This window comes from Pseudomonas serboccidentalis (genome assembly GCF_028830055.1).
GTDB lineage: Bacteria > Pseudomonadota > Gammaproteobacteria > Pseudomonadales > Pseudomonadaceae > Aquipseudomonas > Aquipseudomonas serboccidentalis.
In genome coordinates this window covers 2,228,108-2,253,943 of record NZ_CP101655.1, presented here as the reverse complement: position 1 = coordinate 2,253,943, position 25,836 = coordinate 2,228,108, and the positions used below count along the sequence as shown (strand labels likewise).

The following is a 25,836-nucleotide window of genomic DNA, read 5'->3' as shown; positions in this document are numbered from 1 at the left end:
AGAAGAATTTCAGATAGGAGTGATGCTGCGGATTTCGATGCTGTTCTGGGTTTTCAGGCTTTTCACCCCGGCATCGGCGGTACGACCTTCCAGATCGTTCATGTCCAGTTCGGCGGCGACGGGCAGGAGCCGTTCCTTGATCAGGCGTGCGGCCTCGTCATCACTGGGGCATTCCGCGCGCTCGAACACCTCATCGACAATTTCACCATGATCGTCCACGAAAGTGACTTTCCACTTTTGCATCGGTGCCTCCTCGAACAAACCCGCAAATGGGCTTACTACTATCTCGACTTTTGGCGAGATTGATCGTTCAAAAGGATTGCAGCGGGCGACCATGAAAAAAAGACATCGACCGTAGGAACTGCCGCAGGCTGCGATCTTTTGACTTTGATTTTTAAAAACAAGATCAAAAGAGCGCAGCTTGCGGCAGCTCCTACAGAGGTTTTGCAGTGCTTTTAGTCGTTGCTTGGCTTGTTGATCGCCTGCAGCACGTACTGTGGCAACGCGAACGCGCCGATGTGGATTTCCGGGTTGTAGTAGCGGGTGACGATGCCGCTGCCGATGAAGCGCTGCTGCAGGGTTTCGCGGCTCAGCTTGCGGTAGGCCGGGTTGGTCGAGCCCCAGGCGAACGTCATCGAACCGCCGATGTAGGTCGGCACGGCTGCTTGATAGAAGTGCCAGTCCGGGAACAGGCTGCGCAAGCGACCGGCGGTGGTTTTGACTTCGTCGATTTGCATGAACGGCGTGCCGTTCTGGGTCACGAGGATGCCGCCCTCGTTCAGGCAGCGATGGCAGGCCTGGTAGAAGTTTTCCGAGAACAGCACTTCGCCCGGGCCGATCGGGTCGGTGGAGTCGGAGATGATCACGTCGAATTTTTCAGTGGTGGTGGCGACGAAACGCATGCCGTCGTCGATCACCAGGTTCAGCCGTGGATCGTCGTAGGCGCCCTTGGAGTGGTTCGGCAGGAATTCCTTGCACATGTCGACCACGGTGCCATCGATCTCAACCATGGTGATGTGCTCGACGCTGGCGTGTTTGGTCACTTCGCGCAGCATACCACCGTCGCCGCCGCCGATGATCAGCACGCGCTTGGCGGTGCCGTGGGCGAGGATCGGCACGTGGGTGAGCATTTCGTGGTAGATGAACTCATCCGCTTCGGTGGTCTGGATCACGCCGTCCAGCGCCATCACCCGGCCCATGCGCGGGTTCTGGAAAATCACCAGGTGCTGGTGCTCGGTGCGCACTTCGTGCAGCAGTTTTTCCATGCGAAAACGCTGGCCGTAGCCTTCGTAAAGGGTTTCCAGGTATTCGCTGGTCTTGGTGACGGTCATGGTCAAGTGCTCCGATGAATGCGCGGGCGTCGATCGTGGGGACGATTGCCCGGGAAAGGCGCGCATTCTACGTCGCCGAAGATGACAGGTCGAACCCTGTAGGAGTGAGCCTGCTCGCGATAGCGGTTTTTCAGTCACAGATTCGTTGACTGGGAAATAGCTATCGCGAGCAGGCTCACTCCTGCAAAGGGTATTGCGCTGTTCTCAGGCTCAGATCCGCACGTTGCCCCGTGGCCCGGCGATCGCCCAGATGATCAGGCCCAGCACTGGCAGGAGGATGATCAGCAGGACCCAGAGGATTTTCATCCCGGTCTCTGCGCCGCTTTTCAGCACGTTGATGATGGCCCAGATGTCGAGGGCAAGAATGATCAGGCCAATCAGACCGTTGAACGTGGAACCCATGGTGTCACTCCAGAATAGTGGCATGCACTTTTAGGATAGACGGTCGCGCGCAGGGTTCCCTTTTATTGCGCTCAGACGTGAACGGCAACCTTCAGGGCTTCCAGCGACGGCGCCGCAGCGATGCCGACTTCGGCGCACAGTTCCTGCACCCGTGGCACGTCGTTGCCGTACACCAGCACCACTTGCAGCTCGTCGTCGAGCAACTGGCTGAAGTTCATCAGCGTGTAACCGCCGTTTTCCTTGTTCAGGCTGCTCATCTGCACCTGAATGCGGTTGAGTGCGGTCAGCGCTTCGGTCTTGGCCAGTTGTTTTGGCTTGAGGTTGAAATCGACGCCCGGGCCGAACGACGCGACGATCTGCGCGAACAGGTCAACGTAGGTGTCGGCCTGGAACAGCACGGTCTCCGGCAGGCTGCCGACCACGACCCACTCGCCCAGCGGAATCGGGAAGGTGTCGTCGTAGTTGATATCGGGGTTGGCCGCCAGGAAAGCCTCGGCATCGGCGTAGGCCTGTGCGGCTTCATCGGCCACGTTCAGGATCTCGTCCTCGCCCATGCAGCCGGAGCTGATTTTGCTGATGAGTTCGACGAGTGCGGCTTTCATGAGAGCGGATCCTGTGGAAGGTAAATATGAGGGCGCGGAGGATAGCGCACAAAGCAAAAGATCGCAGCCTGCGGCAGCTCCTACAGGTTTAGCGTTCGTTCACCAAATGGATGGCGAACGCATTCATGTAGGAGCTGCCGCAGGCTGCGATCTTTTGACTTTATCAGGCCAGCAGTTTTTCCAGTTGCGCCGTGGTGTCGACCGCGCCCATGGTCCGGGCCGCATCCAGCGCGGTGATGCCGTTGGCATCCTTGGCTTTCGGATCGGCGCCTTTGCCGATCAGGTAATCGACGATTTCAACCCGATTGAACATCGCCGCCATCATCAGCGCAGTGCGGCCATCGAACGACGAACCTTCGATTTCGGCGCCCGCCTCCACCAGCGCCTTGACCACGGCCAGATCGCCCTTGAACGCCGCGCCGGCAATCGGGCTCTGGCCGTTGCCGTTACGCAGTTCCGGGTCGGCCTTGTGCTTGAGCAGCACTTGCACCGCGTCGACGTGGCCGTAGTAACTGGCGAGCATCAGCAGCGTGTCGCCCTTGCTGTTTTTCAGGTTCACCGGCAAACCGGCGCTGATCAGCCGATCGAGCATCAGCGCATCACCGTCGCGAGCCTTGTTGAAAACCTGCTCGGTGAATTCGGCAGCTTCTTCAGGGGTCATCTGGCGGCTTTGGTCAGACATGGGCAACTCCACTTTCGGTTATTCGCAAAGCCGACAGTTTCCCGAGCGCGACGATAGCTGTCACCCCCTTTTTCTCAAGTCATGCCATAGCCAATATCAATAGCGGTACTTGCCCTGATGAATATCGGCCAACACGTCGTCCGTCACCTGCACGTAAGTCTGCGTGCCGGGCAGCCACGCATAGATCGGGTCATCGCCCGTCTGAGCGGGGTCGAAGCCTTCGTTTTTCAAGCGGGTCTTCTGGTATTTGAAAGTGCCGGTGGTCTCCATCTTCACCTTCACCCGCAGAAAGAGCGGCACCGCATAGGCCGGCATGCGCTGACGGGCAAATGCCAGCAGTTCGGCGAAATCCAGGGTCGCCAGGGACTCGGCCGGGGTAATCGCGGCCATTCCTGCGCGGCCGTTGGTGTTGCGCACTTCCACACCGTAGGCCACTGCCTCGGAGATGTGCGGATGCTGCAATAACAGGTTCTCCACTTCAGTGGTCGAGACATTTTCACCCTTCCAGCGGTAGGTGTCGCCGAGGCGATCGACGAACTGCGCATGGCCAAAGCCGATATTGCGCAGCAGGTCACCGGTGTTGAAAAAGCGGTCGCCCTTGCTGAACACGTCGTGCAGCACCACCTTGGCGGTTTTCTGCGGGTCGGTGTAGCCGTCCAGCGGGGCTTTTTCGTCGATCCGCGCCAGCAGCAAGCCCTGCTCGCCCTTGCCGACCTTGCGCATGAAGCCGTCGGCGCTGCGCAACGGCTGACCGCTGTCGTGGTCGTACGCCACCAGTTCCCAGGCCATCAGCGAGAAACCGATGGTGTTGTCGAAGTTGAGGATGTTGCTGAAGCCGATGTTGCCGTCGCTCGCTGCGTACAACTCACAGATGTGCTCGACGGCAAACCGGGTCTTGAATTCGGCCCAGGCGCCGGGGCGCAAGCCGTTGCCGATCATCTTGCGCACCTCGTGACGACTGTCGTCGGCGCTGGCCGGTTGATCGACCAGATAGCGGCACAGTTCGCCGACGTAACCGATGGTGGTCGCGCGATAGCGGCGCACGTCGTTCCAGAACTGGCTGGCGCTGAACTTGCGGCGGATCGCGAACCCGGAGGCACCGTTGATCGCCGAGCCCCAGCACACGCAAAGGCCGGTGGCGTGGTACAGCGGCAAGGTGCAATAGACGACGTCGTCGGGGTGCATGTTCAAGGCGATCATGCCGAAGCTGGCGGAGCTGCGCATCCAGCGGCCGTGCTTGAACACGCCGGCCTTGGGCAGGCCGGTGGTGCCGGAGGTGTAGATGTAAAAGCACGGATCGTCGAAGAACACTTCGCGGCTGCTGGTCGGGTTGTCAGCGCAGGCATCGGCACTGGCGCTGATCAGGTTGACGTAGCCTTCGGGCGCAATGCCCGGGTGGCTGTAGGTGTCGCCGTCGGCGATAAACCAGGTGCGCTGCGCGGCGATCGACACGTGCTCGCGAATCGCGGCGAACGCCGGCTGCAATTCCTCACCAAGCACGATCGCCACTGGCGCCACCAGGTTCACGCTGTGAATCAGCGTATCGCGGGTCTGCGAGGTATTGAGCAGCGCGCTGACGGCGCCGAGCTTGGCCAGCGCCAGAATGGTCACCAGCAGTTCCGGGCGGTTTTCGATGAACACCGCAACCACGTCACCCTTGCCGATGCCCTGCTCGCTCAGATAGTGGGCGATGCGATTGGCCCACTGGTTGGCCTGCGCATAGGTCAACAGGACATCGCCCTGCAATAACGCCATGCCTTCGGGATTGCGCAGGGTCGCTTGTTCGAAGGTCCAGCCAAGACCACAGGCCTGGGTCGGGTCCTTGACGTTAGCCACCTTCATGCCCTTGACCACTCGCGGGAGGGCCCTGGCGATCATCGGCAGCTTGCGGAGCATCATGCCCCAGGTAATCGTGTCGCTTGGCGCGTGACTCATGAAGGCTCCCCGTTCGACCTTGCTGGCCGTTTTTTTATTGTTCGGGCTATGGGCATGACCCTGCGTTGTGGGCAAAGGTCGAGACCGAAAATACGTCAGCGCTTCTCGGCCTGTACACGCGGTTTTTGCAATGTTTTGTATCCGCAGCCGCAGGGACGACAGCGGGGATCATGGCCCAGCGAATAGGTTCCATCGTGTCGACGACGATCCCGCAAAATGCAGGATGCACGATGGCCATTCATGCAGATTGCACGACCCTTGCAAAATTCACGAATCATAAGCTACTGATTTATAACGAATTATAATTTTCGAAATGCTGGCACAATCGCTGCAACCTCCTCTGCATGCTTGCCATTCAAGTGCATAAGGAGCTGATAGACATGAGCCTGATCCAAGAAAAATTTACCTCGCTGTTCTCCAACTTCAACGTCACCACTGCGCCACGTCCCGATGGCGGGATCCTGCTGACCCTGCGCAGCAGCGAAGGCAAAGTGTTCAAGCGCGCCCTGACGTACCAGCAAATGCACAACGCCGACCAACTGTCGTGGGCGATCAGCGCGATTCGTCGTGACCTCGCGGAAGAAGCCAGCGAGCTGCCGCAAATTGCGATGCTGCAGAGCCAGCAGCGCTTTGCACTGCCGACGTATCATTCGCTGTAACTGATTCGAAGCTTTAAACAAAACAGGCCTGGCAGCTTTCACTGCCCGGCCTGTTTTTTGTACGCGGTTTTTATGTAGGAGCTGCGGAACGCTGCGATCTTTTGAGATCTTGATCTTTAAAACCAAAATCAAGATCAAAAGATCGCAGCGTTCCGCAGCTCCTACAGGGAGTTTTTGTGTTTAGAAGGCTTCCGGTTCGATCCCGGTAAAGCTGTCGACGGTGACATGCCCTTGCAGCTCGCCACCGTCGCGAGCCAGGCCGCAGGTTTGCAAACCGGCAGCCTGCGCGGCGTCCAGTTCCTGAACGATGTCGGACAGAAACAGAATGGCCTGCGGCTCGGCGCCAATCGCTTGCTGAATGTTGCGATAGGACTGTTCTTCGCGTTTAGGCCCCGACGTGGTATCGAAATAACCGCTGAACAGCGGCGTCAGGTCCCCCGCCTCGGAACAACCGAAGATCAGCTTCTGCGCCTGGATCGACCCCGACGAATACACAAACAGTTGATAACCGGCCTGATGCCAGCGCTTGAGCGCTTCAACGGCGTCCGGGTAAACATGCCCCTTCAACTGCCCGGCCTGATAGCCCTGCTCCCAGACCATGCCTTGCAGTGCTTTGAGCGGCGTGGCCTTGCGGTCTTCGGCGATCCAGCTCAGAAGAATTTCAACAACCCGTTCAACGTCAGCCTGCGGCTCGTTGCTGTCGCGGCGCACGGCGGCGATCTGCTCGGCCACATCGGCGCGCTCGGCGTTCTGGCGCACAAACTCCGGCAGGTGTTTGGCGGCATATGGGAACAGCACGTCGAACACGAAACTCACCGCGCTGGTGGTGCCTTCGATGTCGGTGAGGATGACTTTGATCGACATCGGCTCAGTCCTCCAGACGCGGGAAGCGCCCGGCGATGTCTTCACCGGTGAAGTTGGCGACCCAGCCTTGCGGGTTGTTGAACAGGCGAATCGCCACGAAGTGCGGGTTCTCGCCCATGTCGAACCAGTGTTTGGTGCCAGCCGGTACCGAGATCAGGTCGTTCTTCTCACACAGCACCGCGTAGACATAATCGTCGATGTGCAAGGTGAACAGGCCACGCCCGGCGACGAAGAAGCGAACTTCGTCTTCGCCATGGCGGTGTTCTTCGAGGAACTTGGCGCGCAGCTCGGCTTTTTGCGGGTGATCGCTGTTGAGGCTGATCACATCGACGGTGATGTAGCCACGTTCGGTCATCAGCTTGTCGATCTGCTGCTGATAGGCGCTGATCACTTCTTCCTGGGTGGCACCGGGCTGGATCTTCGCCGCGGCTTGCCAGCGGTCGAAGCGCACGCCTTGCTCGGCGAGTGTCGAGGCGATGTCTTCGAAATGGGTCAGCACCTTGTTCGGAAGGTCAGGGCTGGAAACGTGATAGACGGACAGGCTGCTCATGGGCAATTCCTCGGTATCGGCCTTGCCGTCCGGTTCTTGCTGACCGGTCGGGCAGTGCATTTCATCAGGCAAATGGGCTGCTTCTGGTGAAGTCAGCCTTGGCGGTTCATGACGCTGCGGGTTTTCAACTCGCATTCAAACAGGAATTCGAAGGCCTCGATCTGCCGCAGGGCGTCGCTCATCTGCGCCCCCCAGGTGTAGAGGCCGTGGCCGCGAATCAGATAACCGACGCAATCGGGATGGGCGTCGAGCCAAGGCTGCACCTTGGCAGCGAGGCGCGCAATGTCCTGATCGTTGTCGAAAATCGGCACGCGCACCCGGGATTCGTGAGTGGAGATGCCACTGAAGGCTTTTTGCAGTTCGTAGTCTTCGAACTCGATGAAGTCTTCCGGCGTCAGGCGCGACAGCACCGTGGCGTTCACCGAATGGGTGTGCAGCACCGCGCCGATCTCCGCGCGCCAGCTGTAGAGCTGGGTGTGCAGCAGGGTTTCGGCGGACGGCTTTTTGCCCGGTTCCAGGCTGTTGCCGGACAAGTCGGTGGCGAGCACGTCGTCCAGACCCAACTGGCCCTTGTGCTTGCCGGACACGGTCAGCAGCGCTTCGCTGGCCGACAGGCGCGTCGAATAATTGCTGCTGGTGGCCGGCGACCAGCCGCGACCATAAAGAAAACGCCCGGCGTCGACGATCTGCTGGGCGAGCTGTTCACGCGTAAGGCTCATGGCCTGTCCTCTTGCATACGTGTGGCAATGATAACGGCAGCAGCGAGCGCCGCGAGACTGGCAATACTAAAGGTCAATGTCGCGCCGAGGGCATTCCAGCTGTAACCGGAATACAACGCGCCCAACGCACCGCCAGTGCCGGCCAGCGCTGCATACAGCGCCTGGCCCTGGCCTTGCTGGCGCGCACCGAAGCTACGTTGCACGAACGCGATGGCAGCGGCATGAAAGCTGCCGAAGGTCGCCGCATGCAGCACTTGGGCGAACAACAGCACCCACAGGAATTCGGCGAACGAACCTAGCAGCAACCAGCGCAGCGCCGCCAGCAGAAAACTCGCCATCAGGACCCGACGCAACGAAAACCGCGCGAGAATCCGGCTCATGAACATGAACATCAGTACTTCGGCGACCACGCCCACGGCCCAGAGCATGCCGATCACGCCCCGGCTGTAACCGAGTCGTTCAAGGTGCAAGGTCAAAAACGTGTAATACGGGCCGTGGCTCATCTGCATCAGCGCGACGCAGCCGTAGAACGCCAGCACACCGGGGCTGCGCAACTGCTTGAGAAAGCCCTCCCCGCCAGGCCGGTTACCTTGAGGCGGTTGCGCATTCGGCACCCACAAACTGCTGAGGACGATACCGGCCATGATCAGCACCAGCGCTGCCGGGTAGATGTCGAGGCTCAGCCATTCGAACAAGCGCCCCAGCGCGACCACGGTGATGATGAAACCGATCGAGCCCCACAGACGAATCTGGCTGTAGCGTGAGGTTTGTCCCTGCAAGTGCGCGAGGGTGATGACTTCGAACTGCGGCAGCACCGCGTGCCAGAAGAACGCATGCAACGCCATGACCATCGCCAGCCAGGCGTAGGTCTTGCTGACAAAAATCAGCGAGAACGTCAGCAGCGTGCACACCGCGCCGAAGCGCACGATGGCCAGCCGTTTGCCGGTGTAGTCGCCGAGCCAGCCCCAGATGTTCGGCGCCACGCAGCGCATCAGCATCGGGATCGCCACCAGTTCGCCGATGCGCGCAGCGCTGAACCCGAGGTGATCGAAGTACAGCGCCAGAAACGGCGCTGTCGAACCGAGCAAGGCGAAATAGAACAGATAGAAACTGGACAGCCGCCAGTACGGGAGCGCCGCCACGGGGGTTATGCCGCAGCGGCCTTGAGATCACCCATCAAAGCTGACCCAGCACCGGGGTGCTGACACGCACGTCGGCGTTCTGCCCACGGTGACGCAGCAGGTGGTCCATCAGCACGATGGCCATCATCGCTTCGGCAATCGGCGTGGCGCGGATGCCGACGCAGGGGTCATGACGGCCCTTGGTGATCACGTCCACCGGGTTGCCATGGATGTCGATCGAACGGCCCGGGGTGGTGATGCTCGACGTTGGCTTGAGCGCCAGATGCGCGACGATCGGCTGACCCGAGGAGATGCCACCCAGAATGCCGCCGGCGTTGTTGCTGAGGAAACCTTCCGGGGTCAGTTCATCGCGATGCTCGGTGCCGCGTTGTGCGACGCAGGCGAAACCGGCGCCGATTTCCACACCTTTGACCGCGTTGATGCTCATCAGCGCGTGCGCCAGTTCGGCGTCGAGACGGTCGAAAATCGGTTCGCCAAGACCCGGCATCACGCCTTCGGCGACCACGGTGATCTTCGCCCCGACCGAGTCCTGATCGCGGCGCAACTGGTCCATGTAGGCTTCCAGCTCCGGCACCTTGTCCGGATCCGGGCTGAAGAAGGCGTTCTCTTCCACCGAATCCCAGGTCTTGAACGGGATTTCGATCGGGCCGAGCTGGCTCATGTAGCCACGGATGACGATGCCCTGGGTCGCGAGAAACTTCTTGGCGATCGCACCGGCCGCCACGCGCATCGCGGTTTCCCGCGCCGAGCTGCGACCGCCACCACGGTAATCGCGCTCACCGTATTTGTGGTGGTAGGTGTAATCGGCATGGGCCGGGCGGAACAGGTCCTTGATCGCCGAGTAGTCCTTGGACTTCTGGTCGGTGTTGCGGATCAACAGGCCGATGGAGCAGCCAGTGGTGCGGCCTTCGAACACGCCGGAGAGGATTTCGACTTCGTCGGCTTCCTGCCGCTGGGTGGTGTGGCGGCTGGTGCCCGGCTTGCGGCGATCGAGGTCGCGCTGCAGGTCTTCGAGGGAGATCTCCAGGCCCGGTGGGCAGCCGTCGACAATGGCGACCAACGCCGGACCATGGCTTTCGCCAGCGGTGGTGACAGTGAACAACTTGCCGTAGGTATTGCCGGACATGCAGGACGCTCCGTGGAATCAAACCCAAATTCGTGATGCGCGCCAGTATACGCAGGCTAACCGACTAGTTCATCCTCGAACCTTAGTGGTGTTGGTGAGTCCAACCGGCACCTTGGCGAATGATGGCGTGATGATGCTGCGAGTTCTGATCTTGAGTCTTACCCTGTTTACCGGCTTTGCCCACGCGACTGTCCTGCAGCGCCCGATCTCTCTGGACACCGGCAACGGTGAACTTTTCGGCTCCCTGTTGTTGCCAAAATCCGACAACCCGGTGCCGGTTGTCCTGATCCTTGCAGGCTCCGGTCCTACGGATCGTGACGGAAATAACCCCGATGGCGGGCGCAATGACAGCCTCAAGCGGCTGGCCTGGGTGCTGGCCAAACACAACATCGCCAGCGTGCGTTACGACAAGCGCGGTGTGGCCGCGAGCTTTGCGGCCACACCCGACGAGCGCAATCTGTCGGTGGAGGCCTACGTCAACGATGCCGTGGCCTGGAGCCAGAAGCTGAAAAGCGATCCACGGTTCGGTCCGTTGATTCTGCTCGGTCACAGTGAAGGCGCCCTCATCGCCACCCTCGCCGCCCCGCGCGCCGACGCCGCGGCGCTGATTTCCCTGTCCGGCAGCGCCCGGCCGGTCGATCAAGTGATTCGCGAACAACTGGCGCGCAGTCTGCCGCCGCCGTTGATGCTGCGCAGCAACGAACTGCTCGACAGCCTCAAGGCCGGCCACACCGATGCCAACGTGCCGGCGCCGCTGCAGCCGATTTTCCGGCCAAGTGTGCAGCCGTACCTGATTTCGCTGTTCCGCCAGGAGCCGGCCAAGGCCTTTGCGCAACTGAAGATGCCGGCGCTGATCGTTCAGGGCAGCAACGACATGCAAGTCGACGTTGGCGATGCGCGGGCGCTGAAAGCCGCCAAGCCCGACGCCGAACTGGTGGTGATCGAGGGCATGAACCACGTGATGCGCATCGTCCCCGCCGATGTGAAGCGGCAATTGGCCTCCTACAAGGACCCGAATTTGCCACTGGCAGCGGAACTGGGCGGCAAACTCATCGAGTTTATTGACGGACTTCGCACCCGTTAACCGTAGTTTGCCCTCTAGTCTTGTCAGAAACGGCCGATAAGCCTTTGTCGCCAGCGTACTGGCTGGCGACAAGCAGAGCTTGGACAGGATCTCGCCGCTATGACTGATACCCAGACTTCACCCGACACCACCGCTGAAAAAGACGCACCGCCAGCGGTCGAGCTGCCATGGGCGGACGTCAGCGTCGAGCACCACAAGATGCTCCGCCTGGCCCCGCTGCAGACTGACCGTCACACCGGTGGCCGGCCGTTGCGCTTTGTCGAATTCGGCTATGCCGAGCGCAACAGCAAAGAACACAGCCTGATGCGCATGGCGATCAAACTCCCCGCCCAGCGCGTACGCAAAGAGCAGAACCAGCTCGACGTGTGGGTCAATCACACCACCAAGCGCGTGCATTTCGGCCCCGACAGCGGCTTGCAGATCGAACCGCTGAACCGCGGCATCGGCCGCTTCATGGCTGCGCAAGGCATCAACTGGGCGAAAAAGCGCTGGCCGACCTACACCATCGACGGCATGGACTTGAACAACAAGGACGCGCTGAACGAAGACACCCGCCTGCGTCGCGATCACTTCTTGCGCGTACATGGTTTCGACGTGGTGTATGCCGACGCCCAGCATTTGAAGGGCAGCGTCAAAGAGGTGCAGGTCGGTGACTTGCTGGGCGACTGGAACAGCGAGAAGCTGCAGATCGTCGAGATTCTCGAAGCGGCGCAGATGCTGCAACAGGCCGAGCAGAACCTGGCCGAGCAGGAAGTGAAGCTGAAGAAGCAGGAAGAGAAAGTCAGCAAGTTCAAGCGTGAAGACGCCGGTTTGCGCTTCACCATTACCTGTCTGGTGGCGTTTGCGGTGTTTCAGGCGGGGTTGTTGATCTGGATTGCTACGCACCGGTAGATCAAAAGATCGCAGCCTTCGGCAGCTCCTACATTGGGATTGGTGTACACCCTGTAGGAGCTGCCGAAGGCTGCGATCTTTTGCTTTTAGGCTTTAGACGCGGGAGGCGAACAGGGCCTGGTGATCGCGGCACTGCTCCGCTGTCAGCATGAACACGCCATGCCCGCCGCGCTCGAAATCGAGCCAGGCGAAGTCGACTTCCGGGTACAGCGCTTCGACATGCACCTGGCTGTTGCCCACTTCAACGATCAGCAACCCCTTCTCGGTCAGGTGATCCGCCGCTTCGGCGAGCATCCGTCGTACCAGGTTCAGACCGTCATCACCGCAGGCCAGGCCCAGCTCCGGTTCATGCTGGTATTCGTCCGGCATGTCGGCGAAATCCTCTGCGTCGACATACGGCGGGTTCGACACGATCAAGTCAAAACGCTGCCCCGGCAGCCCATCGAAACCATCGCCCTGCACGGTATACACGCGCTCATCGACGCCGTGGCGCTCAATGTTCTGATTGGCGACTTCCAGCGCTTCGAACGACAGGTCCGCCAGCACCACTTCAGCGTTCTGGAACTCGTAGGCGCAGGCGATACCGATGCAGCCGGAGCCGGTGCACAGGTCGAGAATGCGTGCAGGCTCGTCGCCGATCCACGGTGCGAAGCGGTTTTCGATCAGCTCGCCAATCGGTGAACGCGGGATCAGCACGCGCTCATCGACGATGAACGACATGCCGCAGAACCACGCCTCACCCAGCAGGTAAGCGGTCGGGATGCGCTCTTCGATGCGGCGCTTGAGCAGACGCTGCAGGTTGACCAGTTCGTCATCCTCCAGCGCGCAATCGAGGTAGCTGTCGGCGATTTCCCATGGCAGGTGCAACGCACCGAGCACCAACTGCCGGGCTTCGTCCCAGGCGTTGTCGGTGCCATGGCCGAAAAACAGATCCTCCCCATGGAAGCGGCTGACGGCCCAACGGATGTGGTCGCGCAGGGTACGAAGTCGGGAAGTGATCACGGGGCAGAACTCCAGAAAAAACGACTGGCGATTCTAGCAGCCAAAACGCGTCACGACGACGCGGGAAACATACGGGGGCGACAGTAGGACTTTTCTGATTTTTGCATCAGCTATTGAACGGAACGTGTAACTTGACAAGGCTGCAGGCCAGTAACGACGGCGCTTGCGATGGTAGCGGTTCACAGAACCGCTCAGCCAGAGGACAATGCCGCAAAAGCCCCACCCCAAGGAGCCCCAGAATGTCCGTTCCAAAAACGATGTTTCAACTCAGCGGCCGCGGTTACGCAGCGGCCACGCTGAGCCATGCCACCGTGGTCATCATCGATGCCCAGAAGGAGTACCTCAGTGGCCCGCTGGCCCTGAGCGGCATGGACGCGGCCGTCGCGAACATCAAACAACTGGTCGCCGCAGCCCGTGCAGCCGGTCGGCCGATCGTGCACGTGCGTCATCTCGGCACCGTCGGTGGCCTGTTCGACCCACAGGGCGAGCGCGGCGAATTCATCCCCGGCCTTGAGCCACAGGGTGATGAAACCATCATCGGCAAACTGCTGCCGAGCGCCTTCCACGGCACCGAACTGCTGGACCGTTTGCAGAATCTGGGCTCGCTGGACCTGATCGTCTGCGGCTTCATGAGCCACTCCAGCGTCAGCACCACCGTGCGCGCGGCGAAGAACCTGGGTTTCCGTTGCACCCTGGTCGAAGACGCCTGCGCCACCCGCGACCTGCCATTTAAGGGCCGTGTGCTCAGCGCCGCCGTGGTGCAGGAAGCGGAAATGGCGATCATGGCCGACAACTTCGCCACCCTCGCCTTGACTCAGGATCTGATCTGATCGCGGGCCTGCTTCAAACTCCGGTGAGCGGCTCACAGCGCCGCTCATCCGCAAAAGCCTCGCATTGGCTTCAATTGCCTTAGCCTCAGGAACAACCCGGTCAACTCCCGGTCGAAGGGCCGATACCCATTGAGGAAGGTCGGAATGAAGTTATCCGATGGATTTGACGCACGCCGCTTGCGGCCCAAAGGCCAAAGCAACTGGCGTTTTCGATTTGGCGCAGCGATCGCCGCCATTCTGGCGATGTTCGGTGTGCTGCTGGCGATGGCCGGTGCCGCCAGCCTGCTGGGGCGCCCACCGGCGCTCGGCGACTTGAATGCCACGCCGATGGGTTCGGCGATCATTCTGGCGGTCGGTTTGTTGTTTCTGTACTTCGGCGTGGCGCTGTGGCGTCGTTGCCGGCGTCGCGCCCGGCAATCGCGGGAACTGAACATGTCCCCGCACCTGATGAAAAAACACGACTGAGGTGATGGCCTGGCTTTTTGCCGGGCCGTTTTGTTTCGACTTGGGTAAACTGGCCGCCCTTCGCGGAGGCTGACATGCAAGACGACGATTTTTCCCTGTTCAAAAGTGCGATCCAAGGCGTCAAGCCGATCAAGCACGACCGCGCCGACACCGGCAAACCCAAAGCTGACCGCGCCCAGATCGCCAAACTGCGCCAGTCCGCCACCGTGCGCACCGACACCACTACCGTGGATGGCCTGTCCGATCAGTTCGTGATCGACGTCGGCCCCGAAGACGAACTGATGTGGGCCCGCGACGGGGTGCAGGAAAGTCAGATGCGCAAGCTCAAGATCGGCCAGATTCCGTTCGAAGGCAGCCTCGACCTGCACGGCATGAACGTCGAAAAAGCCCGTGAGACCCTCTGGGCATTTCTGGCGGAAGCGACCCGATTCGAAATCCGCTGCGTGCGCGTCACCCACGGCAAGGCTGTACGCCTGGACGGCAAGCGGCCGATGATCAAAAGCCACGTCAACACCTGGCTGCGCCAGCATCCGCAAGTGCTCGGCTTCTGCTCCTGTCAGGCCAGGCATGGCGGTGCCGGTGCGGTTTACGTGATGCTCAAACGCACCATGATGGAAGGCCGCGACGAATAATCGCGTTACACCGAACTTGCAGGGTTGTGTCCGCCACCGTACCCTTGCCCTTTGCGAAAATCCCCACAGGTAGTTTCATGTCCCTGGAACAGAATTACACCGCGATTCTCGGCCAACTGGGCGAGGACGTGTCCCGCGAGGGCCTGCTCGACACGCCAAAGCGTGCCGCCAAAGCCATGCAGTATCTCTGCCGCGGTTATGAACAGACGCTCGAAGAGGTCACCAACGGTGCCCTGTTCAGCTCCGACAACAGCGAAATGGTGCTGGTCAAGGACATCGAGCTGTACTCGTTGTGCGAACACCACCTGCTGCCGTTCATCGGCAAGGCGCACGTCGCGTACATCCCTAGCGGCAAGGTGCTGGGCCTGTCGAAGGTTGCGCGGATCGTCGACATGTACGCCCGTCGCCTGCAGATCCAGGAAAACCTCAGCCGCCAGATCGCCGATGCGGTGATGCAAGTCACCGGCGCGCTGGGCGTCGCCGTGGTGATCGAGGCCAAGCACATGTGCATGATGATGCGCGGTGTCGAGAAGCAGAACTCGTCGATGATCACCTCGGTGATGCTCGGTGAGTTCCGCGAAAACGCGGCCACCCGCAGTGAGTTCCTCAGCCTGATCAAGTAATCGGCTGCAGAAAAAAACCGGCGTTGATCGCCGTTTTTTTTTCGTCCGTGAAAAATCGGGTAAGCTGCGCGCCTTTCTCCATTTGCACCGTGAGGCTTTCAACGTGTTCGTAAAAGCGCTTCGTGTCGGCCTTGGCCAACTGATCATCTTCATCGACTTCATCACTCGCCCGGGCAAGAAACAGCGCCCGGCCGAAACCCAGGCCCAGGTCAACGCGGCCGCCAAAGGCCTGACTCTGTATCAGTTCCACGCCTGCCCGTTCTGCGTGAAGACCCGCCGCACCCTGCGCCGCCTGAACGTGCCGGTGGTGCTGAAGGACGCGAAAAACAACGAACAGGATCGCCAGACGCTGCTGGACCAGGGCGGCAAGATCAAGGTGCCGTGCCTGCGTATTGAAGAGAATGGACAGACGACCTGGATGTATGAATCCAAGGTGATCATTGATTATCTGGACAAGCGTTTCGCTGCAGTCTGATGGATTTGTGCCGGGGCTGATGGCCCTATCGCGAGCAGGCTCACGCCTACAATTGGAATGCGTTCCCCCTGCTCGCGAACAGGCCCGACCAGTCGCCATAAAGTCCAGGCAAAAATAAACCGGCCCTCAGCCGGTTTATTTGTTTTCAGGCCGCCTGCGCCGCCTGAGCCTGACGCACCACCGCCGCCAATCGCTTCAGCCCTTCATCCAGTCGCGCCGGATCGATGTGGCTGAAATTCAAACGCAGGTGCCCGAGGTTTTTATCCGGTTCGGGAAAGAACGGTTCGCCCGGCATGAACGCCACGTCGTTGGCCAGCGCCTCGTTGAGCAAGGTGCGCGTATCCAGCGGTTGCTTGAGCGTCAGCCAGAAAAACAGCCCGCCCTGTGGCATGTTCCAGTCTGCCAGATCGGAAAAATGCGTTTCCAGCGCTGACTGGAACGCATCGCGGCGCTGCCGGTAGAAGCCGCGCAACTCACTCAAGTGCTGCTGATATTTTTCACTGCCGATCCATTGCAGCGCCTGCCACTGGCCGATGCGGTTAGTGTGCAGATCCGCCGATTGCTTGAGTTTGAGCAGGTGCGGAAACAGGTCCGGGCTGGCGATCAGGTAGCCGACGCGCAACCCTGGCAACAGGGTTTTCGATACGGTGCCGGTGTAGATCCAGCTGGCTTTTTTCAGGCGCCCGGCAATCGGTTTGGCGCTGCCGCCATCGAAGGTCAGTTCGCGGTACGGTTCGTCTTCGATCAGCGTCACGCCGAATTCATCCAGCAGCGCGGCGACGGCAGCGCGCTTGGCTTCGCTGTAGCGCACGGCGGACGGATTCTGAAACGTCGGGATCAGGTAGATGAACGCTGGGCGATGCTGCTCAAGACGAGTGCGCAGTTGGGCCAGGTTCGGGCCGTCGGCCTCTTGCGGCACGGTCAGGCAATCGGCGCCGAACAGCTGGAAGATCTGCAATGCGGCGAGATAGGTCGGTGCTTCCAGGAGAATTTCAGTGCCCTTGTCGATGTACAACTTGGCCGCCAGATCGAGGGTTTGCTGGGAGCCGCTGACCACCAGCACCTGACTCGCTTCACAGGCCAGCCCCAGCGCCCTCGCCTGCGCCGCCAACGCTTCACGCAGCGCCGGTTCGCCTTCGCTCATGCCGTACTGGCCGAGAGACAGCGGCATGTCGGCCCATTCGACTTTCGGCAGCATGGCTTCGGCCGGCAAGCCACCGGCAAACGACATCACCTCCGGGCGCTGGGCTGCGGCGAGGATTTCACGGATCAGAGAACTTTTAAGGCGCGAGACACGTTCGGAAAAAGCCATGGGAGTCACCGGTAGCGAGGCTTGGGAAAAATGAGTCAAACTGGTTGACTGAAACTACGACAGCTTGAGCGAGTACGTCAACATGCTTGACCTTAAAAACCCGGTTAGCCAGCAACAGGCGATGGAAGCGTTTTTCTTCGGCTATCAGGCGTTCACCGCCAAGGCCGATGAAATGCTCGAGCGGCGCGGTCTGTCCCGGGTGCATCAGCGGATTGTGTTTTTCATCGCGCGTTATCCGAATCTCAGTGTGAAGCAATTGCTGGGATTGCTCGGCGTAAGCAAACAGGCACTGAACATGCCGTTGCGCCAGTTGCAGGAAATGCATCTGGTGGAAAGCGTGGCGTCAGAGGCGGACAAGCGTAAGCGCCTGCTTGAGCTGACCGCCGAGGGTGCGAAGTTCGAGCAGGCGTTGCGCCGTGAGCAGGTGAAGTTGCTCGAGCGGGTGTTTGCCGAGGCTGGGGCGGCGGCGGTGAATGGGTGGTTGGCGGTGAATTCAGCGTTGGGGAATAGCCAGTCACACCTCGATTGAATGGGCCGGCCTCTTCGCGAGCAAGCCCACTCCCACAGGGGAACGCATTTCAAATGTGCGGGCTCGTTCGCGAAGGCGTCCGAACAAACGATATACCCCTAAAGTCGGAACTTTCTCAAACAAAATCAAAAACAATATTTGCTTTATTTGTACACAAAAGCATAATCCACTGCGTGCGAGTTCCTGACCGCATGGTCAACAAATTCGCGTATGCCTCAAAGGGCTGCTGCCACCCCTCATGGGTCCAGCCCTGGAAATAACAATAAAACTCTTGAGGAGTACTCGCTGTGGAAAGCCGCAAATCCGAAGCATCGACGCTGGAACTCTCACCGCCCTTACGCACCGGTGTGCTGGAGCGCATCTTCAAACTCAGCTTGCATGGCACCACGGTGAAGACCGAGCTGATTGCCGGTCTGACAACCTTCATCACCATGGCTTACATCATCTTCGTCAACCCGAACATCATGGCCGATGCCGGGATCGATCACGGTGCAGCCTTCGTCGCCACCTGCATCGCCGCCGCACTCGGCTGCCTGCTGATGGGCCTGTACGCCAACTGGCCAGTGGGTCTGGCACCGGGCATGGGCCTCAATGCGTTCTTCACCTACACCGTGGTCGGCACCATGGGCTACAACTGGGAAACCGCGCTCGGTGCGGTGTTCGTCTCCGGTGTACTGTTCATGATCCTGACCTTCTCGCGTATTCGCGAGTGGCTGCTCAACAGTATTCCAGTCAGCCTGCGCTTTGCGATGGGCGCCGGTGTCGGCCTGTTCCTCGGTCTGATCGGCCTGAAAACCGCCGGCATCGTCGTCGACAGCCCGGCCACCCTGATCAAGCTCGGCTCCCTGCGTGAACCGGGCCCATTGCTGGCGGCGATCTGCTTCCTGATGATCGCAATCCTCAGCTACCACAAAGTCTTCGGCGCAATCCTCATCAGCATCATCACCGTGACCCTGGCCGGTTGGGGCCTGGGCATCGTGCATTACGAAGGGATCATGTCGACCCCGCCAAGCCTGGCGCCGACCTTCATGGCGATGAACGTGGCCGGCGTGTTCAACGTCAGCATGATCAGCGTGGTCCTGGCTTTCCTCTTTGTGCACATGTTCGACACCGCTGGCACCCTGATGGGCGTTGCCCAGCGCGCCAATCTGGTCAACGCTGACGGGCGTATCGAAAACCTCTCCCGCGCCATGAAAGCCGACAGCGCGTCCAGCGTGTTCGGCGCCGTGGTCGGTGTTCCTCCGGTGACAAGCTACGTGGAAAGTGCCGCCGGTGTGGCCGCTGGTGGTCGGACTGGTCTTACCGCAGTCACCGTAGGTGTGCTATTTATAGCCGCGATGTTTTTCGCACCACTGGCCGGCATGATTCCCGCCTACGCCACCGCCGGTGCACTGATCTACGTCGCAATGCTGATGATGGGTGGCATGGCCCACATCGAGTGGGACGAAGCCACCGATGCCATTCCGGCGATCGTCACCGCGATCATGATGCCGCTGACCTTTTCGGTCGCCGACGGCATCGCGCTGGGCTTCATCACCTACGTGGCGTTGAAGGCCGGTACCGGCAAGTACAAGGAAATTTCCGTCAGCCTGTGGGTGCTCTGCGCGATCTTCATCGCCAAGTTCATCTTCTTGTAAGCGTCACGCGGTTCAAGCTTCGACACAGCCTCACCCTCGCGGGTGGGGCTTTTGCACATTCTTGAGTACAACAAAAAAAGGAGCAAAGTGATGAGTCTGGAAACCTGGCTGCTGTTCAGCGGCGCTGCGTTGGTGGTGATCCTGATCCCGGGGCCGCTGTCATTGCTGATGATCAGCAACAGCCTGAACTACGGCTTGCGCCGTTCGTACCCGGCGTTTCTCGGCGGCGTGATCGCCTCGATCTGCCTGCTCAGTGCCTCGGCGCTGGGGCTTGGCGCCCTGCTGCTGGCGTCGGAACAGCTGTTCAGCGCGCTGAAAATCGTCGGTGCGCTGTACCTGTTCTATCTCGCCTGGCAGAGCTGGCAGCAATCGCGTCAGCCGTCGGTAGGCGCTGAAGTGCCGCAAGCTGCGCCGGTACCGCGCTTTCGCACACTGTTCGGGCGGGCTTTTGTATTGGGCGCCAGCAATCCGAAAGACATCCTGTTCTTCGCCGCATTTCTGCCGCAGTTCCTCAGCGCGCAACAGCCGTTCCTGCCGCAGTTGCTGATCATGATCGTCACCTGGGTGGTGCTCGACCTGGGCTGCAAACTGGCTTACGGACTGGGTGCGCATGGCGCGGCACGCTATCTGCGTAGCGGCAAGGGGCAGAGCTGGTTCAACCGGGTGAGTGCCGGGTTGTTCAGTGGTGCGGGGGCTGCTTCTCTGTTGAGCCGCTAAAGAGCAAAAGATCGCAGCCTTCGGCAGCTCCTACAGTTTGAAATACAGTCCCCTGTAGGAGCTGCCGAAGGCTCGGGCCGCGTTCGGACGATCTTTTGACTTTAAGGCAGACGAAAAAAAGCCCGCAGTGTGAGCGGGCGAAAGACCAAAGAAGCTATATGCGCAGTCGCTTCCCGGTGGGGGCAGCTGCTTGGGGGTCAACTGCCCCGGTAGGTGGAATAGCTGTAAGGCGAGATCAGCAGTGGCACGTGGTAGTGATCCTGTTCGGCAGAGATGCCGAAACGCAGCACTACCACGTCCAGAAACGCCGGCTCCGGCAACTGCACGCCACGGGCGCGGTAGTAATCTCCGGCGTGGAACTGCACCTGATAGACCCCGGTGCGGTAGTCATCGCCTTGCAGCAGCGGCGCATCGACCCGGCCATCGCTGTTGGTAACCGCACTGGCGACCAATTCCAGGTGCGATCCTTCAACGCGGTACAGCTCGACCTTGATCGAGCTGCCCGGGCAACCGTGTGCAGCGTCCAAAACGTGTGTTGTCAAACGTCCCATTGATTCTGCGCGCCTGGCCGCAAAGAGCAGTCAGACTTCGCGCCTCCCGAAGTCAGGTAAAAAGGAGACCGCACCGATTCGGAGCACGAAAAGCTGCGGCGAGCGATTAATTAAGACACTTTCCATAAAAATTGTACACAATAAAAACGACATTTTTCGCGTCACCCCCGCCATTCGGGCGTTTACCGCTGATCTGCGCAGTCAGCGCCTATCTATTGAACCTGCGATCCATTAGCTGACTGATCAGGCAGGTTTCTTGCAGGCTCACGCCATTAACAGCAAAAGAGGACAGTCGGTGAAAAATGCGAAAATTCAGGCTTACAAAGTGAGATCAAAGTTGTATACAATCAGCCCATCGCTGTGACGCCAGCCTGCTTACTCACCGCCAGGCCGCCACACCCTCTGTCAACGAATAAGAAGGAAGACTGCAGTGAGCGCTGACTACCCACGCGACCTGATCGGTTACGGCAGTAACCCTCCTCACCCACACTGGCCGGGCAATGCCCGCATCGCCCTGTCGTTCGTGCTCAACTACGAAGAAGGCGGCGAGCGCAACATTCTGCACGGCGACAAAGAATCCGAAGCCTTCCTCTCCGAGATGGTTGCCGCCCAGCCGCTGCAAGGCGCGCGCAACATGAGCATGGAATCGCTTTACGAGTATGGCAGCCGTGCCGGCGTCTGGCGGATCCTGAAACTGTTCAAGGAATTCGACATTCCGCTGACCATCTTCGCCGTGGCCATGGCCGCCCAGCGCCACCCGGACGTGATCCGCGCGATGGTCGAGGCCGGTCACGAGATCTGCAGCCACGGCTACCGCTGGATCGACTACCAGTACATGGATGAGGCGCAGGAGCGCGAGCACATGCTCGAAGCGATCCGCATCCTCACCGAACTCACCGGCGAACGCCCACTGGGCTGGTACACCGGCCGCACCGGCCCGAACACCCGTCGTCTGGTGATGGAAGAAGGCGGTTTTCTCTACGACTGCGACACCTACGACGACGACCTGCCCTATTGGGAACCGAACAACCCGACCGGCAAGCCGCACCTGGTGATTCCGTACACCCTCGACACCAACGACATGCGCTTCACCCAGGTGCAGGGTTTCAACAAGGGCGACGATTTCTTCGAATACCTCAAAGACGCGTTCGACGTGCTCTACGCCGAAGGTGCCGAAGCGCCGAAGATGCTTTCGATCGGCCTGCACTGCCGACTGATCGGCCGTCCGGCGCGCCTGGCTTCGCTCAAGCGCTTCATCGAATACGCCAAAAGTCATGAACAGGTGTGGTTCAGCCGCCGTGTCGACATCGCGCGCCACTGGCACGAAACCCACCCGTATCAAGGGGCCGCCCAATGAGCCGCTTTCAAACCCTGCAACCGTCGACCCTGAGCCGCGACGCCTTCGTCAAAGCCTTCGCCGACATCTACGAACATTCGCCATGGGTGGCCGAGAAGGCCTACGACCTGGGCGCAGATGCTTCGATCGACGAGATCGAAACCCTGCACCAGCGCATGAGCGACATCCTGTTGAGCGCCGATCACGCAAGCCAGCTTGCGTTGATCAACGCTCACCCGGACCTGGCCGGCAAAGCGGCCGTCCAGGGTCAACTGACCGAAGCCAGCACTCATGAACAGGCTGGCGCCGGTATTCACCAATGCACGGCCGAAGAGTTCCAGCGCTTCACCGAGCTGAACGACGCCTACAAGGCCAAGTTCAAGTTTCCCTTCATCATGGCGGTAAAAGGCAGCAACCGGCATCAGATCCTCGCGGCGTTCGAAACGCGCATTCACAACTCGGTCGACACCGAATTCAAATGCGCGCTGGCGCAGATCAACAAGATCGCCCTGTTCCGTTTACTGACTCTTTAGCAAGCCTGGCCCGAGCATGTCAGACGCGGAGAATGCCCAGGGCCTCGCAAGCATCCCCAGCCACTTATTTAAAGGCAGACAAGAAGAATGAAAGCTTACGTTGTACCTTTCGAGAAGTTCGTCAACCTGGCCGATGCCCGTCTGGGCACCAAAATCATCTCGGTCACCGATGACTGGTTCGCAGACGCCAATCGTCTGTTTCAGCCGACCCCGGCCGTGTGGAAGGAGGGTGTGTTCGACGACAACGGCAAGTGGATGGACGGCTGGGAATCGCGTCGCAAGCGCTTTGAAGGCTACGACAGCGCCGTGATCCGCCTGGGCGTACCGGGTTCGATCAAAGGCGTGGACATCGACACTTCATTCTTCACCGGCAACTTCCCGCCATCGGCCTCGCTGGAAGCGTGCTTCCTGGCCTCGGGCGAGCCGGACGAAAACACCCAGTGGACTGAAGTGCTGTCGGCCGTCGAGCTGCAGGGCAACAGCCACCACTACCACGAAATCAGCAACGACAAAGCGTTCAGCCACTTGCGCTTCAACATCTACCCGGACGGCGGCGTGGCCCGTCTGCGCGTGTACGGCATTCCGTTCCGCGACTGGTCCGCGGTTGGCGACAACGAGCAAGTCGATCTGGCTGCAGCCCTGAACGGTGGCCGCGCCCTCGCCTGCTCCGACGAACACTTCGGCCGCATGAGCAACATCCTCAACCCGGGCCGTGGCATCAACATGGGCGACGGCTGGGAAACTGCACGTCGTCGTACCCCGGGCAATGACTGGGTGATCGTCGCGCTGGGTCACCCGGGCGAGATCGAAAAAATCATCGTCGACACCCTGCACTTCAAGGGCAACTACCCGGACACCTGCTCGATCCAGGGCGCGTTCGTCAAGGGCGGTACCGACAGCCAGATCGAAACCCAATCGCTGTTCTGGCGCGAACTGCTGCCGAGCCAGAAGCTGGAAATGCACGCCGAACACACCTTCGTCGAGCAGATCAAGGCACTGGGCCCGATCACCCACATCCGCCTGAACGTGTTCCCGGACGGTGGCGTGAGTCGCCTGCGTGTATTGGGCAAGGTCGCGAAGTAAGGCTGAGTCTGTAGGAGCTGCCGCAGGCTGCGATCTTTTGATCTTGATCTTAAAAAACAAAGTCAAAAGATCGCAGGCTTCGCCAGCTCCTACAGGGATCGCGCAAGACGCACTGACAAGTTGAACAACACAGAATTCGGATAAGAACAGCATGCGCACACTACAGATTGAACCGCTGACCAAAGAAGCCTTCGCCCCCTTCGGTGACGTGATCGAAACCGACGGCAGCGATCACTTCATGATCAACAACGGTTCGACCATGCGCTTCCATAAACTGGCGACGGTCGAAACCGCTACGCCTGAGGACAACGCGATCATCAGCATCTTCCGCGCCGACGCGCAGGACATGCCGCTGACCGTGAGCATGCTGGAACGCCATCCGCTGGGCAGCCAGGCTTTCATTCCGCTGCTCGGCAACCCCTTTCTGATCGTGGTCGCGCCACTTGGCGATGTACCTGTATCAGGCTTGGTCCGCGCCTTCGTCACCAACGGCAGGCAGGGCATCAATTACCATCGCGGCGTCTGGCACCACCCGGTGCTGACGATCGAAAAGCGGGATGACTTCCTGGTGGTTGATCGCAGTGGCACAGGCAATAACTGCGATGAGCATTTTTTCAAAGAGGATGAGCGTTTGATCCTCGCCCCCCACCAATAAGAGAAGGTCTGATCACTCGACAACAAGAGTGACAGGCGAGAGGTAAAGACTGTGGAAGCACATCTGTTGGAATGGCTGAACCTGAGCGTGCGCTGGGTTCACATGATCACTGGCGTGGCCTGGATCGGCGCGTCGTTCTACTTCGTCTGGCTGGAGAACAACCTCAACCGCGTCAACCCGAAAACCGGTCTGGCCGGTGATCTGTGGGCGATTCACGGCGGCGGTATCTATCACCTGGAAAAATACAAACTGGCCCCGCCGTCGATGCCGGAGAACCTGCACTGGTTCAAATGGGAAGCCTACTTCACCTGGATGTCGGGGATCGCGCTGCTGTGCGTGGTGTTCTACTCCAATCCAACGCTCTACCTGCTGGCTCCGGGCAGCACACTGAGCGGCCCTGAAGGCGTGGCCATCGGTATCGGCTCGCTGTTCCTCGGCTGGTTCATCTACTCCTTCCTGTGCGACTCGGCGCTGGGCAAACGCCCTGCTCTGCTGGGCTTCATTCTGTTCGTGCTGATCATCGGCGCGGCGTACGGCTTCAGCAAAGTGTTCAGCGGTCGTGGCGCGTACCTGCACGTCGGCGCGATCATCGGCACCATCATGGTCGGCAACGTGTTCCGCATCATCATGCCGGCGCAGCGCGCACTGGTCGCAGCCATCGCCGAGAACCGCACGCCGGACCCGGCGCTGCCCGCCAAGGGCCTGCTGCGTTCGCGCCACAACAACTACTTCACACTGCCGGTGCTGTTCATCATGATCAGCAACCACTTCCCGAGCACCTACGGCAGCCAGTACAACTGGTTGATCCTGGCCGGGATCGCCGTGTTGGCGGTGTTGGTGCGTCACTACTTCAACACCCGTCACGACAGCCACAAGTTTGCCTGGACCCTGCCCGTGGCAGCGGTGGGCATGATCACCCTGGCGTACGTCACCGGCCCTGCGCCGATGCCGACCGCGCCGGACGTGGCCAAGGCGCCAGCGAAAATCGACTACCAACCCCTGCCGGAAACGGCACTGGGCGGTGGCGCGAAACCGGCTGAAGCTGCGGCACCTGCAGCGCCAGCAGCCCCTGCTGCGGCACCGGCGCAAGCGTCCAACGCAGGGCCTGCGTTCGACAAGGTGCACAACGTGATCCAGGAACGCTGCGCGGTCTGCCATTCGGCCAAACCGACCAGCCCGTTGTTCAGCGCGGCGCCCGCCGGTGTGATGTTCGACACCCCGGAGCAGATCCGTCAGAACGCGGCGCGCATCCAGGCGCAAGCCATCACCACGCAGATCATGCCACTGGGCAACATCACCCAGATGACCCAGCAGGAACGTGACCTGATTGGTGCATGGATCGCCCAGGGAGCCCAGACCAACTGAGCCACACCAAAGCCTGTGTAAAAGCAGGCTTTTGGGATGAAGGGATTTACCTGTGGTGAGGGGGGCTTGCCCCCGTTCGACTGCGCAGCAGTCGCAAACCGGCA

Annotated in this window: 30 protein-coding genes; 16 read left to right on the top strand and 14 right to left on the bottom strand. The window is 60.2% G+C overall.

Annotated elements, in window-relative coordinates; translation table 11 throughout:
- Positions 1-9: 9 nt before the first annotated feature.
- From NN484_RS10440 to NN484_RS10415, 6 genes are all read right to left on the bottom strand, one after another.
- Positions 10-243, bottom strand: coding sequence for a hypothetical protein (locus tag NN484_RS10440; RefSeq protein ID WP_127651687.1), 234 nt, complete (start codon positions 241-243; stop codon positions 10-12).
- Positions 244-455: 212 nt separating this feature from the next.
- Positions 456-1,331 (bottom strand): polyamine aminopropyltransferase, encoded by an 876-nt coding sequence (gene speE, locus NN484_RS10435; RefSeq protein WP_041068886.1) that lies wholly within the window; start codon positions 1,329-1,331, stop codon positions 456-458.
- 210 nt (positions 1,332-1,541) lie between these two features.
- Positions 1,542-1,733: a PLDc N-terminal domain-containing protein gene (locus tag NN484_RS10430; RefSeq protein ID WP_003223221.1), complete on the bottom strand. Its 192-nt coding sequence runs from the start codon at positions 1,731-1,733 to the stop codon at positions 1,542-1,544.
- A gap of 71 nt (positions 1,734-1,804) precedes the next feature.
- On the bottom strand, positions 1,805-2,335 hold the full coding sequence (locus tag NN484_RS10425) for a hypothetical protein (protein WP_274659053.1): 531 nt from the start codon (positions 2,333-2,335) through the stop codon (positions 1,805-1,807).
- Positions 2,336-2,498: 163 nt separating this feature from the next.
- The gene (locus NN484_RS10420; protein ID WP_127651688.1) at positions 2,499-3,017 is read right to left on the bottom strand and encodes an ankyrin repeat domain-containing protein; all 519 of its coding nucleotides are present in this window, start codon (positions 3,015-3,017) and stop codon (positions 2,499-2,501) included.
- 96 nt (positions 3,018-3,113) lie between these two features.
- Positions 3,114-4,952, bottom strand: a complete 1,839-nt coding sequence (locus tag NN484_RS10415; protein WP_274659052.1) for a long-chain-acyl-CoA synthetase — start codon at positions 4,950-4,952, stop codon at positions 3,114-3,116.
- Positions 4,953-5,332: 380 nt separating this feature from the next.
- On the opposite strand from NN484_RS10415, the gene NN484_RS10410 reads away from it, so the two are divergent.
- Positions 5,333-5,611 carry a DUF3509 domain-containing protein gene (locus tag NN484_RS10410; protein WP_027613327.1) on the top strand — a complete coding sequence of 93 codons (279 nt, stop codon included), beginning with the start codon at positions 5,333-5,335 and terminating at the stop codon, positions 5,609-5,611.
- Positions 5,612-5,791: 180 nt separating this feature from the next.
- On the opposite strand, the gene mtnC is transcribed toward NN484_RS10410, so the two are convergent.
- The 5 genes from mtnC to aroC all read right to left on the bottom strand — a co-directional run bounded on the left by mtnC (position 5,792) and on the right by aroC (position 10,012).
- A complete protein-coding gene (mtnC, locus tag NN484_RS10405) occupies positions 5,792-6,475 on the bottom strand; it encodes an acireductone synthase (RefSeq protein WP_274659051.1) in 684 nt (227 codons plus the stop codon).
- Positions 6,476-6,479: 4 nt separating this feature from the next.
- Positions 6,480-7,025 carry a 1,2-dihydroxy-3-keto-5-methylthiopentene dioxygenase gene (locus NN484_RS10400; RefSeq protein ID WP_127651691.1) on the bottom strand — a complete coding sequence of 182 codons (546 nt, stop codon included), beginning with the start codon at positions 7,023-7,025 and terminating at the stop codon, positions 6,480-6,482.
- Positions 7,026-7,117: 92 nt separating this feature from the next.
- Positions 7,118-7,744, bottom strand: a complete 627-nt coding sequence (locus tag NN484_RS10395; RefSeq protein WP_215502903.1) for a methylthioribulose 1-phosphate dehydratase — start codon at positions 7,742-7,744, stop codon at positions 7,118-7,120.
- Positions 7,741-8,886: an MFS transporter gene (locus NN484_RS10390; RefSeq protein ID WP_274659050.1), complete on the bottom strand. Its 1,146-nt coding sequence runs from the start codon at positions 8,884-8,886 to the stop codon at positions 7,741-7,743. The genes NN484_RS10395 and NN484_RS10390 overlap by 4 nt, the downstream gene beginning before the upstream one ends.
- Positions 8,887-8,920: 34 nt before the next feature.
- Positions 8,921-10,012, bottom strand: coding sequence for a chorismate synthase (gene aroC, locus NN484_RS10385; RefSeq protein ID WP_003223202.1), 1,092 nt, complete (start codon positions 10,010-10,012; stop codon positions 8,921-8,923).
- Positions 10,013-10,142: 130 nt separating this feature from the next.
- On the opposite strand from aroC, the gene NN484_RS10380 reads away from it, so the two are divergent.
- Together NN484_RS10380 and NN484_RS10375 are read left to right on the top strand one after the other, a co-directional pair.
- Positions 10,143-11,096: an alpha/beta hydrolase gene (locus tag NN484_RS10380; RefSeq protein WP_274659049.1), complete on the top strand. Its 954-nt coding sequence runs from the start codon at positions 10,143-10,145 to the stop codon at positions 11,094-11,096.
- Positions 11,097-11,195: 99 nt separating this feature from the next.
- Positions 11,196-11,987 (top strand): hypothetical protein, encoded by a 792-nt coding sequence (locus NN484_RS10375; RefSeq protein ID WP_127651695.1) that lies wholly within the window; start codon positions 11,196-11,198, stop codon positions 11,985-11,987.
- A 93-nt stretch (positions 11,988-12,080) separates the two neighbouring features.
- Here the strand turns inward: NN484_RS10375 and prmB are convergent, their stop codons facing one another.
- Positions 12,081-12,989 carry a 50S ribosomal protein L3 N(5)-glutamine methyltransferase gene (gene prmB / locus NN484_RS10370; RefSeq protein ID WP_097087565.1) on the bottom strand — a complete coding sequence of 303 codons (909 nt, stop codon included), beginning with the start codon at positions 12,987-12,989 and terminating at the stop codon, positions 12,081-12,083.
- A gap of 239 nt (positions 12,990-13,228) precedes the next feature.
- Here prmB and NN484_RS10365 point away from each other — a divergent pair, with 239 nt between their 5' ends.
- From NN484_RS10365 to NN484_RS10345, 5 genes are all read left to right on the top strand, one after another.
- Positions 13,229-13,819, top strand: a complete 591-nt coding sequence (locus NN484_RS10365) for a cysteine hydrolase family protein (protein WP_003223193.1) — start codon at positions 13,229-13,231, stop codon at positions 13,817-13,819.
- Between the two features lie 144 nt (positions 13,820-13,963).
- A complete protein-coding gene (locus tag NN484_RS10360; RefSeq protein WP_064118638.1) occupies positions 13,964-14,284 on the top strand; it encodes a hypothetical protein in 321 nt (106 codons plus the stop codon).
- Positions 14,285-14,358: 74 nt separating this feature from the next.
- Positions 14,359-14,916, top strand: coding sequence for a Smr/MutS family protein (locus NN484_RS10355; RefSeq protein WP_127651697.1), 558 nt, complete (start codon positions 14,359-14,361; stop codon positions 14,914-14,916).
- Between the two features lie 77 nt (positions 14,917-14,993).
- On the top strand, positions 14,994-15,539 hold the full coding sequence (folE, locus tag NN484_RS10350; protein ID WP_003442011.1) for a GTP cyclohydrolase I FolE: 546 nt from the start codon (positions 14,994-14,996) through the stop codon (positions 15,537-15,539).
- 103 nt (positions 15,540-15,642) lie between these two features.
- Entirely contained in the window at positions 15,643-16,014 is a 372-nt protein-coding gene (locus NN484_RS10345) for a glutathione S-transferase N-terminal domain-containing protein (protein ID WP_215502906.1), read from the top strand.
- 145 nt (positions 16,015-16,159) lie between these two features.
- Here the strand turns inward: NN484_RS10345 and NN484_RS10340 are convergent, their stop codons facing one another.
- The gene (locus tag NN484_RS10340) at positions 16,160-17,326 is read right to left on the bottom strand and encodes an aminotransferase-like domain-containing protein (protein WP_274659048.1); all 1,167 of its coding nucleotides are present in this window, start codon (positions 17,324-17,326) and stop codon (positions 16,160-16,162) included.
- A gap of 82 nt (positions 17,327-17,408) precedes the next feature.
- On the opposite strand from NN484_RS10340, the gene NN484_RS10335 reads away from it, so the two are divergent.
- From NN484_RS10335 to NN484_RS10325, 3 genes are all read left to right on the top strand, one after another.
- The gene (locus tag NN484_RS10335; protein ID WP_274659047.1) at positions 17,409-17,855 is read left to right on the top strand and encodes a MarR family winged helix-turn-helix transcriptional regulator; all 447 of its coding nucleotides are present in this window, start codon (positions 17,409-17,411) and stop codon (positions 17,853-17,855) included.
- Between the two features lie 287 nt (positions 17,856-18,142).
- Positions 18,143-19,492 carry an NCS2 family permease gene (locus NN484_RS10330; protein WP_027613339.1) on the top strand — a complete coding sequence of 450 codons (1,350 nt, stop codon included), beginning with the start codon at positions 18,143-18,145 and terminating at the stop codon, positions 19,490-19,492.
- Between the two features lie 90 nt (positions 19,493-19,582).
- Positions 19,583-20,209 carry a LysE family translocator gene (locus NN484_RS10325; RefSeq protein ID WP_127651701.1) on the top strand — a complete coding sequence of 209 codons (627 nt, stop codon included), beginning with the start codon at positions 19,583-19,585 and terminating at the stop codon, positions 20,207-20,209.
- Between the two features lie 197 nt (positions 20,210-20,406).
- Here NN484_RS10325 and uraH read toward each other — a convergent pair whose 3' ends face one another.
- On the bottom strand, positions 20,407-20,760 hold the full coding sequence (gene uraH / locus NN484_RS10320) for a hydroxyisourate hydrolase (protein WP_007913983.1): 354 nt from the start codon (positions 20,758-20,760) through the stop codon (positions 20,407-20,409).
- A gap of 430 nt (positions 20,761-21,190) precedes the next feature.
- Here uraH and puuE point away from each other — a divergent pair, with 430 nt between their 5' ends.
- The 5 genes from puuE to NN484_RS10295 all read left to right on the top strand — a co-directional run bounded on the left by puuE (position 21,191) and on the right by NN484_RS10295 (position 25,732).
- Positions 21,191-22,117 (top strand): allantoinase PuuE, encoded by a 927-nt coding sequence (gene puuE, locus NN484_RS10315; RefSeq protein WP_096797017.1) that lies wholly within the window; start codon positions 21,191-21,193, stop codon positions 22,115-22,117.
- A complete protein-coding gene (uraD, locus tag NN484_RS10310) occupies positions 22,114-22,629 on the top strand; it encodes a 2-oxo-4-hydroxy-4-carboxy-5-ureidoimidazoline decarboxylase (RefSeq protein WP_127651702.1) in 516 nt (171 codons plus the stop codon). The genes puuE and uraD overlap by 4 nt, the downstream gene beginning before the upstream one ends.
- Before the next feature lie 87 nt (positions 22,630-22,716).
- Positions 22,717-23,712, top strand: a complete 996-nt coding sequence (gene alc / locus NN484_RS10305) for an allantoicase (protein ID WP_274659046.1) — start codon at positions 22,717-22,719, stop codon at positions 23,710-23,712.
- Positions 23,713-23,863: 151 nt separating this feature from the next.
- Entirely contained in the window at positions 23,864-24,367 is a 504-nt protein-coding gene (locus NN484_RS10300) for an ureidoglycolate lyase (protein WP_041068829.1), read from the top strand.
- A gap of 51 nt (positions 24,368-24,418) precedes the next feature.
- Positions 24,419-25,732, top strand: a complete 1,314-nt coding sequence (locus NN484_RS10295; RefSeq protein WP_127651703.1) for a urate hydroxylase PuuD — start codon at positions 24,419-24,421, stop codon at positions 25,730-25,732.
- The last annotated feature ends 104 nt before the right edge of the window (positions 25,733-25,836 follow it).

Bases quoted from the DNA above. Each gene is read 5' to 3' on its own strand.
- NN484_RS10440 (WP_127651687.1), bottom strand. From the start codon at position 243: ATGCAAAAGTGGAAAGTCACTTTCGTGGACGATCATGGTGAAATTGTC.
- speE (WP_041068886.1), bottom strand. From the start codon at position 1,331: ATGACCGTCACCAAGACCAGCGAATACCTGGAAACCCTTTACGAAGGC.
- NN484_RS10430 (WP_003223221.1), bottom strand. From the start codon at position 1,733: ATGGGTTCCACGTTCAACGGTCTGATTGGCCTGATCATTCTTGCCCTC.
- NN484_RS10425 (WP_274659053.1), bottom strand. From the start codon at position 2,335: ATGAAAGCCGCACTCGTCGAACTCATCAGCAAAATCAGCTCCGGCTGC.
- NN484_RS10420 (WP_127651688.1), bottom strand. From the start codon at position 3,017: ATGTCTGACCAAAGCCGCCAGATGACCCCTGAAGAAGCTGCCGAATTC.
- NN484_RS10415 (WP_274659052.1), bottom strand. From the start codon at position 4,952: ATGAGTCACGCGCCAAGCGACACGATTACCTGGGGCATGATGCTCCGC.
- NN484_RS10410 (WP_027613327.1), top strand. From the start codon at position 5,333: ATGAGCCTGATCCAAGAAAAATTTACCTCGCTGTTCTCCAACTTCAAC.
- mtnC (WP_274659051.1), bottom strand. From the start codon at position 6,475: ATGTCGATCAAAGTCATCCTCACCGACATCGAAGGCACCACCAGCGCG.
- NN484_RS10400 (WP_127651691.1), bottom strand. From the start codon at position 7,025: ATGAGCAGCCTGTCCGTCTATCACGTTTCCAGCCCTGACCTTCCGAAC.
- NN484_RS10395 (WP_215502903.1), bottom strand. From the start codon at position 7,744: ATGAGCCTTACGCGTGAACAGCTCGCCCAGCAGATCGTCGACGCCGGG.
- aroC (WP_003223202.1), bottom strand. From the start codon at position 10,012: ATGTCCGGCAATACCTACGGCAAGTTGTTCACTGTCACCACCGCTGGC.
- NN484_RS10380 (WP_274659049.1), top strand. From the start codon at position 10,143: ATGATGCTGCGAGTTCTGATCTTGAGTCTTACCCTGTTTACCGGCTTT.
- NN484_RS10375 (WP_127651695.1), top strand. From the start codon at position 11,196: ATGACTGATACCCAGACTTCACCCGACACCACCGCTGAAAAAGACGCA.
- NN484_RS10365 (WP_003223193.1), top strand. From the start codon at position 13,229: ATGTCCGTTCCAAAAACGATGTTTCAACTCAGCGGCCGCGGTTACGCA.
- NN484_RS10360 (WP_064118638.1), top strand. From the start codon at position 13,964: ATGAAGTTATCCGATGGATTTGACGCACGCCGCTTGCGGCCCAAAGGC.
- NN484_RS10355 (WP_127651697.1), top strand. From the start codon at position 14,359: ATGCAAGACGACGATTTTTCCCTGTTCAAAAGTGCGATCCAAGGCGTC.
- folE (WP_003442011.1), top strand. From the start codon at position 14,994: ATGTCCCTGGAACAGAATTACACCGCGATTCTCGGCCAACTGGGCGAG.
- NN484_RS10340 (WP_274659048.1), bottom strand. From the start codon at position 17,326: ATGGCTTTTTCCGAACGTGTCTCGCGCCTTAAAAGTTCTCTGATCCGT.
- NN484_RS10335 (WP_274659047.1), top strand. From the start codon at position 17,409: ATGCTTGACCTTAAAAACCCGGTTAGCCAGCAACAGGCGATGGAAGCG.
- NN484_RS10325 (WP_127651701.1), top strand. From the start codon at position 19,583: ATGAGTCTGGAAACCTGGCTGCTGTTCAGCGGCGCTGCGTTGGTGGTG.
- uraH (WP_007913983.1), bottom strand. From the start codon at position 20,760: ATGGGACGTTTGACAACACACGTTTTGGACGCTGCACACGGTTGCCCG.
- uraD (WP_127651702.1), top strand. From the start codon at position 22,114: ATGAGCCGCTTTCAAACCCTGCAACCGTCGACCCTGAGCCGCGACGCC.
- alc (WP_274659046.1), top strand. From the start codon at position 22,717: ATGAAAGCTTACGTTGTACCTTTCGAGAAGTTCGTCAACCTGGCCGAT.
- NN484_RS10300 (WP_041068829.1), top strand. From the start codon at position 23,864: ATGCGCACACTACAGATTGAACCGCTGACCAAAGAAGCCTTCGCCCCC.